This is a genomic window from Kitasatospora cheerisanensis KCTC 2395, from assembly GCF_000696185.1.
GTDB classification, from domain to species: domain Bacteria; phylum Actinomycetota; class Actinomycetes; order Streptomycetales; family Streptomycetaceae; genus Kitasatospora; species Kitasatospora cheerisanensis.
On the sequence record NZ_KK853997.1, the window covers coordinates 4556800 to 4569810 of the forward strand.

Here is a 13011-nt window from a genome sequence, read left to right on the forward strand (position 1 = left end):
GATAGGGTTGGAGGCTTCGACCCGCGGCTGTGGGAGGCCCCGTTGTACTCCGTTGCGGAGCTCGTCACGGATCTCGACAAGCTCGGCGTCCGGCCGGGGGAGACCTTGCTGGTCCAGGCCTCGCTGCGGGCGATCGGACCGGTCGTGGACGGCGCACCCGGGGTGGTACGGGCGCTCCGGGAGGCGCTCGGGGCGGAGGGCACGCTGGTCGTGTACACCGCTACACCCGAGAACTCCCGGACCTCCTCCTACTACCGGGCCGCCACCGCCGGCCTCACCCCCGCCGAACTGCGCAGACACCACGCCCGGATGCCCGCCTGGGACGCCGCCGCCACCCCCGCCTCGCCCACCATGGGGCGGCTCGCCGAGGAGGTGCGGCTGCTGCCCGGGGCGCTGCGCAGCCGCCACCCGCAGACCTCGTTCACCGCGATCGGCCCCCGCGCCGAGCAGCTGACGGCACGTCACCCGTGGCGCAGCCACCTCGGCGAGGAGTCGCCCGCCGGGCGGCTCTACCGGGACGGCGCACGGTGCCTGATGATCGGCGTCCCGGTGTGGTGCTGCACCCCGCTCCACCTGCTGGAGTACTGGCAGCCCGACCGGCAGCCGCAGCAGTACCGGTGCGTGGTGCGCACCCCGGGCGGCGCGCGGCGCTGGCGGTCCTTCACCGGGGTGCGGCTGCAGGACGAGCACTTCCCCGCGATGGGCGAGGTGCTGGCCGCCGGCCTCGGCGAGACGCTGGAGTCCGGGCCGCTCGGCGACGCCCACTGCTACCTGATGCCGATCCGCGAAGCTGTCGATCTCGCTGACAAGTGGTTCCGCGGCAGGCAGAGTTGACGCACCATCGGATCAAGGCCCTATTCCATTCGGACGGCCGCCCTTCCTACACTTGAGTCCCTTTCGGGGAACAGGTGACAGGCGGGCTCGGGGGAGGCGCGTGTGAACAGCCCAGCGGGCCGGGGGAAGGAAGCACCGAGGCCGTACTTCTTCCTCAGCTACGCGCACACGCCGCGGGTGAACTCCCGCGGCGCGGCGGACCCGAACCTCTGGGTGGCGAAGCTCTACCAGGACCTGTGCGAGGCGATCCTCCAGATCACCGACCTGCCGGCCGGGCACCCGATCGGGTTCATGGACCGCTCCATGCACCAGGGCCAGAAGTGGGCCGAACGGCTGTCCAGGGAGCTCGCCGGCTGCCGGGTGTTCGTGCCGCTGTACTCGCCGCGCTACTTCAAGTCCGAGGCGTGCGGCCGGGAGTGGCACCTGTTCACCCGCCGCTCGGTCTACCAGCGCCGCCCCACCTCGGAGCGGATGACCGGGATAGTGCCGGCGCTGTGGGTGCCGATGGACCACTACCCGCTGCCCCGGGTGGCCGGTGAACTCCAGTTCAACCACGACAGTTTCGGCGGTGACTACGCCGCCGAGGGCCTGTACGCGCTGATGAAGATCGCCGCCTTCAGCTCGCAGTACCACACGGCGGTCTGGCGGCTCGCCCAGCGGATCGTCGACGTCGCCGAACAGACCGTCATCCCGGCCGGCCAGGTCCTCGACTTCGAGTCCCAGCCGTCCGCGTTCGACCCGCCGGACGTCGCCGACAAGGTCCGGATCTCGGTGTACTCCTACCGGCAGCCCGAACTCCCGCCCAACCGCAGCGGCGCCTGGTACGGCGAACAGCGCACCGACTGGCAGCCGTTCCGCCCGGACTCCGGCCGGCCGCTCGCCCAGGACGCCGCCGACGTCGCCCGGAACATGGGATTCCAGCCCACCGTACGGGAGTTCGAGGAGGAGTCGGAGTACCTGCTGACCGGCGAACGCCCGTCCGCGCCGTGCGTCCTGCTGGTCGACCGGTGGGCGTTCCTGGACGGGCGGCGGGTCGAGGCGGTCCGCCGGCTCGACCGGCGCAACCTCGGCTCGGTCGCCATCATCGAACCCTGGAACCGCGAGGACCAGCAGAGCCGCGACCACGAGCGGATGCTCAACGACCTCGGCGACAGCGTGCTCGCCGTCAGCCGCGGCGCCCTCCAGAAGCCCAGCCTGCGCGACGACGCCGCCGGCGGCGCGCCCGGCAGCCTGGAGGAGTTCCGCGGCGAGATGGAACGCGCCGTGATGCGCGCCTGCACCGCCCACGAACAGCACCACCGGGACCGGCCGACCGAGCCGCCCGAGGACCGCAGACCCAGCATCGGACCCTAGACCCGCCCCGCCCCCAGGGGGCGGGGCGGGCGACCAGCAGGACGCCGGACGGTCGGGACTCCGTCCGGCGGCACGGCGTGCGGGAACACGACGGGCACCAAGGGCCCGGGGGAGGGAACGTCATGACCGAGAGGCCGGCGAAGGGCCCGCAGATCCAGGCGCGCCGCCGCGACGCCACCGTGGAGAACCGGCACGGACGGATCGTCACCTTCTACTCCTACAAGGGCGGCACCGGCCGCACCATGGCCCTGGCCAACACGGCCTGGATCATGGCCGCCAACGGCTACCGGGTGCTGGTCGTCGACTGGGACCTCGAAGCCCCCGGCCTGAGCCAGTTCTTCCGGCCCTTCCTCAACCCGGAGATCGTCGGCGCCACCACCGGCATCATGGACCTGTTCGGCGACTACCTCGAAGAGGCCCGGCGCCCCGTCGACCGCGACCCGGACTGGATCGAGGACTTCGCCCGGATCCAGTCCCACGCGCTCTCGCTGGCCTGGCCGCACTTCCCCGGCGGCGGCCGCATCGACCTCGTCCCGGCCGGCCAGCAGAACCGCGACTACTCCGTCGCCCGCCTCGACTGGGACCTGCTCTACGAGCGCTACCAGGGCCGCCGCTTCATCCAGTCGCTGCGCGCCGACATGAAGCGCCGCTACGACTACGTGCTGATCGACAGCCGCACCGGCCTCACCGACACCGCCGACATCTGCACCGTCGAGATGCCCGACGACCTGGTGGTCTGCTTCACCCTCAGCGACCAGTCCATCGACGGCGCCTCCCGGATCGCCCGGGTCATCGAGGACCGCTACGGCGACCGCGACATCCGCATCCTGCCCGTCCCGATGCGCATCGACGAGGGCGAGAAGGAGAAGGCCGACGCCGGCCGCGCGCTCGCCCGGATCAAGTTCGCCGGCCTGCCCGCCGGCTTCGGCGAACCCGACCTGGCCCGCTACTGGGCCGGCGTCGAGATCCCCTACCGGCCGTTCTACGCCTACGAGGAGATCCTCGCCCCGTTCGGCGACCAGCCCGGCCTGCCCGGCTCCATGCTCGCCGCCAACGAACGCCTCACCCGCGAGATCACCCAGGGCCGGGTCGCCGGACTCCCGCCGATGGCCGAGGACCTGAGGCTCCGTCACCTCGACGGCTTCGCCCGCCGCCGGCCCACCGCCCCCGCCGACCTGTACCTCAGCTACGTGCCCGAGGACCGCGCCTGGGCGGACTGGATCTCCGCGCTGCTCGCCGACGCCGGCTACCGCGTCGTGCCGCGCGACCTCGGCGCCGGCGCCAACCCGCGCGAGGCCACCGGCCGCGGCATCGACTCCGCGTACCGCACCGTTGCCCTGCTGTCCGCCGCCTACCTGCAGTCCCCGCAGGCCCAGGCGCTGTGGGACCGCACCGTGCTCGCCGACCCGGCCGGCGCCCGCCGCCAGCTCATCCCCGTCCGGGTCTCCGACGTGCGCCTCAACGCGCCCTACAACAGCCGCAACCCGGTCGACCTGATCGGCCGCGACGAACAGGCCGCCGCCACCGTCCTGCTGCGCGCCCTCGGCCGCACCGAGACCGAACTGCCCGACCGCACCCCCGGCGCGCCCCGCTTCCCCGGCACCAAGCCCACCTACTGGGAAGTCCCGCAGCGCAACCACTCGTTCACCGGCCGGGTCAAGGTCCTCGACGACCTGCGCGCCCAACTCGCCGGCGGCACCACCGCCGTGCTGCCGCCGCCGCAGACCCTGTACGGCCTCGGCGGCGTCGGCAAGACCCAGGTCGCGCTGGAGTACGCGCACCGCTACATGTCGCACTACGACCTGGTCTGGTGGATCGACGCCGAGCAGAGCGAGAACGTCGCCGTCGGCCTCGCCGAACTCGCCGGACGGCTCGGCCTGCGCGTCGGCGAGAACGTCAACGAGGCCGCCCAGTCCGCCCGCGACGCGCTCCGCCAGGGCCTTCCCACCCCCAACTGGCTGCTGATCTTCGACAACGCCGACGAACCCGCCGAGATCCGCCGGTTCTTCCCCGACGGCCCCGGCCACATCCTCGTCACATCCCGCAACCAGGGCTGGTCCGGGCAGGCCGGCGTGCTCAACGTCGACGTCTTCGACCGCACCGAGTCCGTCGACCACCTCACCCGCCGGGTCCGCGGCCTCACCCGCACCGACGCCGACCGGGTCGCCGAGGCCGTCGGCGACCTCCCGCTCGCCGTCGAGGTCGCCGCCGCCTGGCTGGAGACCACCCGCACCCCCGTCGACACCTACGTCAACCAGCTCAAGGCCGAGGCCACCAAGGTCCTCGCCGCCGGCGAGACCCCGGTCGACTACCCCACCCCCGTCGGCCTCACCTGGAACGTCTCCATCACCCGGTTGCGCGAACAGTCGCCCGCCGCCGTCCGGCTGCTCGAACTGTGCGCTTTCTTCGCACCCGAGCCGATCTCCCTCAAGCAGTTCTTCTTCTCCGAGCAGATGCGCCTCGCGCTCTACCCGTACGACGAGGAACTCACCGACACCTTCCTGCTCGGCAAGGTGCTGCGCGCCGTCAGCCGCTACGCCCTCGCCAAGACCGACGCCGGCTCCGACTCCTTCCAGGTGCACCGCCTGGTCCAGGCCGTCGTCCGCAGCGGCATGAACGAGGCCGAGCGCAACACCGCCATGCACCAGGTCCACCGCATCCTGGTGAACGCCCGGCCCTCCCGCGGCGACACCGACGATCCCGCCAACTGGCCCACTCTGGAAGCGATCTGGCCCCACCTCACGCCGTCCCGCGCGCAGGACTGCGACGAGAAGGACGTCCGCGAGATGCTCATCGACCGCGTCCGCTACCTGTGGAAGCGCGTCGACCTCGACCAGGCCCTGCAACTCGGCCGCCAGCTCGACGCCAGCTGGGCCGCCCGCGCCGAGGCCGAGTCCGACCTCGGCGAGAAGCGGCTGTGGCGCCGCCAGATCTACAGCCTGCGCTTCCAGGTCGCCAACGTGCTGCGCTCCCAGGGCTTCTACAACGACTCCCTGGCGCTCAACCAGGAGACCCTCGACGGCCAGCGCGAACTCCTCGGCGAACACCACCCGTACGCCCTGATGACCGCCAACTCGATGGCCGCCGACCTGCGGTACCTCAACCGCTTCCAGGAAGCCCTCACCCTCGACCAGGACACCTACAACCAGTTCATCGAACTGTTCGGCGAGGACGACCCGCGCACCCTCTCGGTCGCCAACAACCTCGCCATCGACCACCGGCTGGTCGGCAACAGCGTCGCCGCCCGCGACCTCGACCAGGACACCGTCGAACGCCGCTCCGCCGTCCTCGGCGCCCGCCACCCCTACACCCTCAGCTCCAAGTCCAACCTGGCCCGCGACCTGCGCGAGATGGGCGACTACAAGGGCTCCGCCGAACTGCTCCGCGAAGTCACCGAGACCTTCGCCGCGGTCGACGCCTCCGGCCTGCCCGAGGAACTCCGCAACGCCAAGTCGCTCGCCGTCTCGCTGCGCCGCGCCGGCCAGTACGCCGAAGCCCGCGAACTCACCGAACGCACCTACGAGCGCTACGTCGACCTGTACGGCCCCGAGTTCCCCGACGCGCTCGCCTGCCGGCTCAACCTCGCCGCGGACTTCAGCGCCGCCGGTGACAAGGAGACCGCCCGCGACATCGCCACCGACGCCTACGAGGGCCACCGCCGGCTCCTCGGCGACGACCACCCGTTCACCTTCGCCTGCGAGAACAACCTCGGCATCTACCTGCGCGGCTCCGGCGACCTCGAAGGCGCCGTCGAACACGGGCGCTCCGCGGTCGGCGGACTCACCCAGGTCCTCGGCGCGGACCACCCGTTCACCCTCAACGCCGTCATCAACCTCGCCAACGCGCTCGCCGAGAACCGGCAGCTCGACGAGGCCGAACAGCTCGGCCGCAGCGCGTACGACGGCCTCGCCGCGAGGTACGGGGCCAACCACCCCGACACGCTGGTCTGCCAGGCCAACCTCGCCATCACGCTCCGCGGCGCCGGGCGGCGCAGCGAGGCGGAGAGCCTGCGGATGCAGGCGGTCGCGGCGCTCGTCGAACTCTTCGGCGAGGAGCACCCGTCGGTGGTCGCGGCACGGAGCTGGCAGCGCAGCAACAGGGACCTGGAGCCGCAGCCGCTGTAGCCGGGGCACGCGGGGGTTCCTCCCGGCCCGCCAGGGCCGGGAGGAGAACCGCGCGAAGCGGGAGGCGTCCGGCCGCGAGGTCGCGACGAGGGCGACGACTCGCACGTGATCGCGGCCTGGCCGGCGTTCACTCCCTGCTCGCGCAGTTCCCCGCGCCCCTGGCGGTGCTCGACCCGGTCTCGCGCCCGCTACTCGCTCGCGGCCCAGCGGATGGCGTCCGTCATCTCCTTGAGGGAGCCGAAGTGGGCCGCGCCGGGTTCGAGGTAGAGCTGGGCGGTGGGGATGTGGTCGGCGAGCCAGGCGGAGTGGCCGACCGGGGAGAACTTGTCGTCCGCGCCGTGCCAGATCCGGACGGGCACGCGGATGGACTCGACGGCGAAGCCCCACTCGGCGATGAAGGCGAGGACGTCGTCGATCCAGCCGTCGGCGCCATAGCGGAAGGCCTGCCGGTAGGTGGACTGGAGCATCCGGCGGATGCCGATGTCGGCGACCACGGTGCGGTCCGGCTGGGTGAGTTCGGGGACCAGGTTGCGGATCAGCTGGGCCGGGTCGCGACGGATCACCTGGGAGCGGACCTGGAACGGGCCGGCGATCCGGACCTGGCCCAACTCCGCCTGGCGGAAGGCGCGTTCGTTGGAGGGCGTCATGCCGACGAACCAGTCGAGGCCCTCCGCGTCGCGCGGGGCCAGGCAGACCTGGGTGGCGGTCCGGATCACCCGGTCGGGGAGCAGGGCCGCGCAGGCGAGCGCGTGCGGGCCGCCGCCGGAGCGGCCGACCACGGCGAAGCGGTCGAGGCCGAGGGCGTCGGCGATGGTCGCGACGTCGTCCGCGGCGCTGCGGACCCGGCGGCCGGGCAGCCGGGTGGAGTCGCCGTAGCCGGGGCGGTCGAAGGAGATCAGCCGGACCCGCATCCGGGCCAGCACGGCGCTGCGCGGGGCGGGGCCGACCCGGCTGCCGGGGGTGCCGTGGAGCAGGAACACCGGCCTGCCGGAGGGGTCTCCGGACGTCTCCACCGCGAGGATGCCCCCGTCCGGTGTGTCGATCCTGCGGGTGGCCACGCGGTGCCTCCTGGTCAGCTGGGGATGTCGAGGCTGCGCACCTCGCGGCGCGCCTGCCAGGTGGTGTGCTCCCGGGAGATGGCGTCCTCGGCGTCCCGGGCGAGCCGGGCCCAGTTCTCCTCGGCGTCCGGGGCGGTCAGGTCGACGGCCGCCAACTGGGCCTCGACCTTGGAGAGTTCGGCCGCCGCCAGGGTGTAGGCGGCGGCCTGCGGGCGGTACTGGCGGAGCTGGGCCCAGGCGGAGATCGAGGCGGCCACGGCGGAGATCGCACCGAGCGCGTCGAAGCCGAACTGGCCGAGGGCGCGCAGCACGGCGAGCAGCAGGCCGGCCGCGGGCAGCACGATGGCGAGCCGGCCGACCCGGCGGGTGGCGTTGCGGCACTGGATGGCCTTGGCCTGGTACCACTCGCGCTGGCTGTGCACCCGCTCGCGCAGGTAGATCTCGCGGCGGACCGGCAGCGGCTGGTCGCGCAGCCGCTCCATGGTCTCGGTGATCTGCGGATGCCGGGCCGGGGCCCGCCAGGTGCGCAGCTCCTCGGCGACCCCCGGGGTGACCCGGTCGGTGTCGAACTCGCCGAGGATGCCCGCAAGTTGGATGTCGTAGAGGCGTTCGGCGTCGGGCAGCTTGCGGGGCGGCGGCTGATAGGAGTCGGCCCGCACCGCGTACTTCCACACCAGGGTCTTGACCGACTCGGCGACCGCCCGGCCGTCGTACCAGAGCCGCTGCGGGTTCTGCCAGGCCACGGTGACGGCGATGAACAGCGCGCCGAGGTAGGCGATCGCCGCGAGCCAGGCCCACAGCGCGCCGTCGGCGGAGCCCGCGAAGGCCGCGCCGACCAGCAGCAGCAGCTCCCAGCGGGAGAGCGCGACCGCGCGGGTCTGGCCCTGCAGGGACGCACCGTCGGCGGCCCAGAACAGTCGCGGCAGCAGGTCCTGCTCCCGCACGAAGCCGATCGAACGCCCTGCCCCAGCCGCCATTCCCGCCCCCGCAGCGCCGTCTCACCGGTCTCGGGAGTCCTTCCCAGTGCCGGACGAACTTACGCGAGCGGCACTGGAGTTGGCCGAATGGGCGGGGTTGCGCCGGGAGCGCGGGGCGGTCACCAGGCGTAGAAGATGCGCTCCGCGTTGTCGGCGATCACCTTGTTGTTCCACTCGGTGCCGCCGTCCACGTTCCCGGAGCGGAACAGCGGCGGGGTGATGCCGCGGTCGGCGAGCTTGGCGGTCGCGGAGGCCATCACGGACTGCATCAGGGCGCTGGTGACGATGGTGGAGACCGAGCCGAACGGGGCGCCCGCGCCGGGGTGGTCGAGCTCGCCGTCGCCGGGGGCGATCTTGCTGTCCAGCACCAGGTCGCAGTTGTCCTTGAGGTAGGTGCCGGAGGGGTGGTTGGAGGTCACCGCCGCCGGATAGGCCAGCGAGGTCACGCCGATCACCTTCATGCCGCGGTCGCGGGCGTGCCGGGCGAGCTCGACCGGCATCACCTGGCGGCCGGACAGCGAGATCAGGAACAGCAGGTCGCCGCTGCGCGCGGGCGTCAGGTCGAGGGTGGTGGTGGCTAGGCCGGAGACCCGCTCCAGGGCGCTGCCCAGGTGTGCGGGCATCACGTTCACGCCGGTCATGCCGGGCACGTTGAGCAGGTTCATCACGACCAGGCCGCCGGCCCGGTAGACCACGTCCTGGGCGGCCAGCGAGGAGTGCCCGGCGCCGAAGGCGAAGATCCGCCGGCCGTGCTCGACGGCCTCCGCCAGCAGTTCGGCGGCGGCGTCGATGTGCTCGCCCTCCTCGGCGCGGATCCGCTCCAGGTGGGCCACGGCGGCGTCCAGGTACCGGCCGACCAGTTCGGTCATGTCGTGCTCCGTCCGAGCGCGGGCGGTCCGGTGGCCCGGGCCGCGGTGGGGGGAGAAGGCTACGGCGTGCACGGTGTCCCGTGCCGCGCCCGGCTGTCAACCGTCGCGCGGGGCGCTCGCAGGGCTGCGCGGACCGGGGCACAACCGAGGAGCGCACCGGGTTGTCACCTCAGTACGTCAGAATTGGCGGTGAGGACACCGAAGAACGGAGCCAGGGGCGATGTCAGGGCTGATCGACACCACTGAGATGTACCTCCGCACCATCCTGGAGCTGGAGGAGGAAGGCATCACCCCGATGCGCGCCCGGATCGCCGAGCGGCTGGAGCAGTCCGGCCCGACGGTGAGCCAGACGGTGGGTCGGATGGAGCGCGACGGCCTGCTCCAGGTCGCCGAGGACCGCCACCTCGAACTCACCGAGGAGGGCCGCCGGCTGGCGGTGCGGGTGATGCGCAAGCACCGCATCGCCGAGTGCCTGCTGGTGGACGTGATCGGCCTCGAGTGGGAGCAGGTCCACGAGGAGGCCTGCCGCTGGGAGCACGTGATGAGCGAGACGGTCGAGCGCAAGGTGCTCGCCATGCTCGGTCACCCCACCCAGTCCCCGTACGGCAACCCGATCCCGGGCCTGGACGAGCTGGGCGACACCAAGGCCGAGGGCGAGGGCTTCGACGCCGGCCTGGTCACGCTGGAGTCGGTGGCCGGCAAGGACGGCGCGGACGTGGTGGTGCGCCGGATCGGCGAGCCGATCCAGACCGACGGCGAGCTGATGCGCACCCTGCGCCGCGCGGGCGTCCGCCCCGGGGCGACGGTGCGGGTGGCCCGGCGGCCGGCGGCGTGCTGGTCGGCACCGGCGACGGCGCGGCCGAGCTCGGCAAGGAGATCGCGGCGCACGTCTTCGTCGCCCAGCCGTAACCGCGACCGCAGGCGGATCGGGACGCGCCTCGGGGCCCGGTGTCCCCGCACCGGGCCCCGCGCGTTCCCTCCCTCCCCCTGCTCCCCTCCGGTCCCTCCCCGGCCCCGGCTTCCCGCCCGCCGCCGCATTCGGCTTCCCCGACCGAACGCCCTCCCGGCAGCCCCCCACGCTCTCCGACCCGCCGCTCCTTCCGCTCCGCTCCACCGACCCCGCGCCGACGCTGAGGATGATCCCCCCGGCCACCGCGGCCAACCCTGGGGCGGTGTCACCCGATCGATGGGCTTTCCCGCGCTGACCTGCGGGTATGACGACTCGTTTCCGGAAGATCGCGCTCCGTACGGCCCGGGGCCTCAGTGCACCGCGGCGGGGGCCCGCTGCACCGGGGGCGGCGTCGACGGCTCGCGCCGGCAGGCGTACGCCAGCGGACTGACCAGCTCCATCGCGTCCGGCAGCCAGCGGTTCATCAGCGTCGGCGGCCGGGCCCACAGCGCCGCGGCGTGCCCGACGAAGCGGGACGGCGGGGCCACCACCCAGTCGCCCTCGCCGCGCGCCACCAGGTCCAGCCCGCCGGGGGTGCAGCCGATCTGCCGCAGCAGGTCCGGCAGCTTGGCGACCGCGCCGGGCAGCACCAGGAAGTGCAGCCGCCGCCCGCCGCGGCCCCGGGCGGCCGGCACCGCCACCACCGGGCCGAGCTGCAGCCCCATCCGCTCCATCCGGGCCAGCGCCAGGCAGCCCGCGACCTCGGGCACGTCCAGCACGTCGAAAGCCCGGCCGGTGGGCAGCAGAATCGATGCTTCCGGGGTCTCCGTCCACCACGCGCGGACCGTCTCCGCCCCGACGCTGGCCAGCTGCCCCCAGTCCGCGCAGACGGGGTGTGCGCCGGGGAGCGCACAGCGCGGATCGCCGCAGGAGCAGCGCGCCGGTCCGCCGCCCTCGACCAGCCACGCCCCCGGGACCACCTCCCAGTGGCGTTCCTCGGCACAGCGGACGGCTTCCAGCAGCAGCGGCGGCGGATCCGGTTCGGGGGATAGCGAGGAATTGTCCACGTGCAGCACAACTACGGTCCGTGAGTGGGGGTTACGGGCCGCCGACGAACGATTCGAACGGGGCGCGCGTTGTCACCCGGGACGGTGATCCTGGTCGGAACCCCCCGTCCCAGCAGGGGCGGTAACGGGCGCAGTGGGGGCGCACAGGGGCATTCACCAGGGCGCGTGGGGAGTGGGTACGTCACCGTGGGTATTCCGCATGGTGTTGCACAGTCGTCGCCCTCCGGTCGGGTCCGGACGGCGTTGGGGAGGCGGAAAAATCCCATGGCCGCGAGACCACTCGTCGCACGAGAGCCGAACGAGCGTCTGCAGCAGCTGATCCAGGAGGCGGGCTGCTCCAACGCGGGCCTGGCCCGCCGGGTCAACCTCTGCGGCGCAGAGCACGGACTCGACCTGCGATACGACAAAACGTCCGTCGCCCGCTGGCTGCGCGGGCAACAACCACGCGGGCAGGCGCCCGCCGTCATCGCCGAGGCCCTCGGCCGCAAGCTCGGCCGCGGCGTCACCGTGGACGAGATCGGCATGGCCGACGGCAAGAGCCTCAGCTCCGCCGTCGGACTCCAGTTCGCGCCCAGCCTGGCCACCGCGCTGGAGCAGATCTGCGAACTGTGGCGCAGCGACGTCGGCAAGCGCGACTTCCTGGCCGGCGCCACCGTCGCCGCCTCCGCCCTGGTCGAACCCAGCCGGGACTGGCTGATCACCCCGCCCGACCCGGTGGTCGCCCGCACCGGCGGCACCCGCGTCGGCCTCGCCGACGTGGCCGCGATCCGGGCCACCACTCAGATGCTGGTCGACCTCGACCACCGGTTCGGCAGCGGCCACGTCCGCCCCGTCGTGGTGCACTACCTGAACAGCGTGGTCTCCGGCTTCCTCGGCGGCTCCTACCGCGACGAGACGGGCCGTCAACTCTTCGGCGCCGTCGCACGACTGACCGAACTCGCCGGCTACATGGCCGTCGACACCGGCCAGCCCGGCCTCGCTCAGCGCTACTACATCCAGGCGCTGCGCCTCGCCCAGGCCGCCGACGACCGCGGCTACGGCGGCTACGTGCTCGCCGCCTCGATGAGCCACCTCGCCGCGACCCTCGGCAACCCCCGGGAGATCGCCCAACTCGCCCGCGCCGCCCAGGAAGGCGCCCGCACCGTCGCCACCCCCACCGCGATGGCGATGTTCTACGCCGCCGAGGCGCGCGGCCACGCGCTGCTCGGCGACGCCTACTCGTGCGAGGCGGTCGCCGCGAAGGCGCTCGCCTCGATGGAGCGCCGCAACCCGGCCGACGACCCGGACTGGATCGTCCACTTCGACGAGGCCTACCTCGCCGACGAGTTGGCGCACTGCCACCGCGACCTCCAGCAGGGCGAGCGGGCCGAGCACTACGCCCGCACCGCGCTCGACCTGCACCCCGCCCACCGGGTCCGCCGGCGCGCCGTCGACCTGGTCCTGCTGGCCACCGCCCAACTCCAGCAGCGCGACCTCGAACGCGCCTGCGAGACCGGCACCGAGGCCGTCCGGCTGCTCAGCGGGCTGCGCTCCAACCGCGGCGTCGAGTACCTGGACGACTTCCGCAGCCGGCTGGAGCCGTACCGGGGCCACCGCGCGGTGCGCGAGTTCCACGCCCGGATGGACGGCGAGGCCGCCTAGGCGTGCCGCGCAAGGGAACTGACGGAGCGGCGGGCGCCCGTGCCGCACGGGCGCCCGCCGCGGCCGTCCGGGGCCGCGGGCGGCCGGGCGGTGACTCCGGGTGCCCGGACGGTCGCAGGAGCTCGTGAAGCAATAGCACAGAACACCGGCCCGCGTAGTCACCTGTGCCGGTGAACCGGTAGCGTGGGCTCGCAGTTGT

The 13011-nt window shown here is 73.1% G+C and carries 8 protein-coding genes and 1 pseudogene; 5 read left to right on the forward strand and 4 right to left on the reverse strand.

Annotated features, from left to right (window positions below; translation table 11 throughout):
• The first annotated feature begins 42 nt into the window (after nucleotides 1-42).
• The 3 genes from KCH_RS20810 (at nucleotide 43) to fxsT (ending at nucleotide 6311) form a co-directional block, all read left to right on the forward strand.
• Nucleotides 43-834 carry an AAC(3) family N-acetyltransferase gene (locus KCH_RS20810; protein ID WP_035865067.1) on the forward strand — a complete coding sequence of 264 codons (792 nt, stop codon included), beginning with the start codon at nucleotides 43-45 and terminating at the stop codon, nucleotides 832-834.
• Between the two features lie 102 nt (nucleotides 835-936).
• The gene (locus KCH_RS20815) at nucleotides 937-2187 is read left to right on the forward strand and encodes a TIR-like protein FxsC (RefSeq protein WP_157032140.1); all 1251 of its coding nucleotides are present in this window, start codon (nucleotides 937-939) and stop codon (nucleotides 2185-2187) included.
• Nucleotides 2188-2309: 122 nt separating this feature from the next.
• Nucleotides 2310-6311, forward strand: a complete 4002-nt coding sequence (fxsT, locus tag KCH_RS20820) for an FxSxx-COOH system tetratricopeptide repeat protein (protein ID WP_244305381.1) — start codon at nucleotides 2310-2312, stop codon at nucleotides 6309-6311.
• 188 nt (nucleotides 6312-6499) lie between these two features.
• On the opposite strand, the gene KCH_RS20825 is transcribed toward fxsT, so the two are convergent.
• The 3 genes from KCH_RS20825 to KCH_RS20835 form a co-directional block, all read right to left on the reverse strand.
• On the reverse strand, nucleotides 6500-7369 hold the full coding sequence (locus KCH_RS20825; protein WP_035865069.1) for an alpha/beta fold hydrolase: 870 nt from the start codon (nucleotides 7367-7369) through the stop codon (nucleotides 6500-6502).
• A 14-nt stretch (nucleotides 7370-7383) separates the two neighbouring features.
• A complete protein-coding gene (locus tag KCH_RS20830; protein WP_035865071.1) occupies nucleotides 7384-8313 on the reverse strand; it encodes a DUF4231 domain-containing protein in 930 nt (309 codons plus the stop codon).
• 152 nt (nucleotides 8314-8465) lie between these two features.
• Nucleotides 8466-9215, reverse strand: a complete 750-nt coding sequence (locus tag KCH_RS20835) for a sugar isomerase domain-containing protein (protein WP_035865073.1) — start codon at nucleotides 9213-9215, stop codon at nucleotides 8466-8468.
• 220 nt (nucleotides 9216-9435) lie between these two features.
• Here KCH_RS20835 and KCH_RS39885 point away from each other — a divergent pair.
• Nucleotides 9436-10124: pseudogene (locus tag KCH_RS39885) on the forward strand (iron-dependent transcriptional repressor DtxR).
• 351 nt (nucleotides 10125-10475) lie between these two features.
• Here KCH_RS39885 and KCH_RS20850 read toward each other — a convergent pair.
• Entirely contained in the window at nucleotides 10476-11180 is a 705-nt protein-coding gene (locus tag KCH_RS20850; protein ID WP_035865080.1) for a bifunctional DNA primase/polymerase, read from the reverse strand.
• Nucleotides 11181-11435: 255 nt separating this feature from the next.
• On the opposite strand from KCH_RS20850, the gene KCH_RS20855 reads away from it, so the two are divergent.
• Nucleotides 11436-12812 carry an NsdA family TPR-like regulatory protein gene (locus KCH_RS20855; protein WP_035865082.1) on the forward strand — a complete coding sequence of 459 codons (1377 nt, stop codon included), beginning with the start codon at nucleotides 11436-11438 and terminating at the stop codon, nucleotides 12810-12812.
• Nucleotides 12813-13011: the final 199 nt, after the last annotated feature.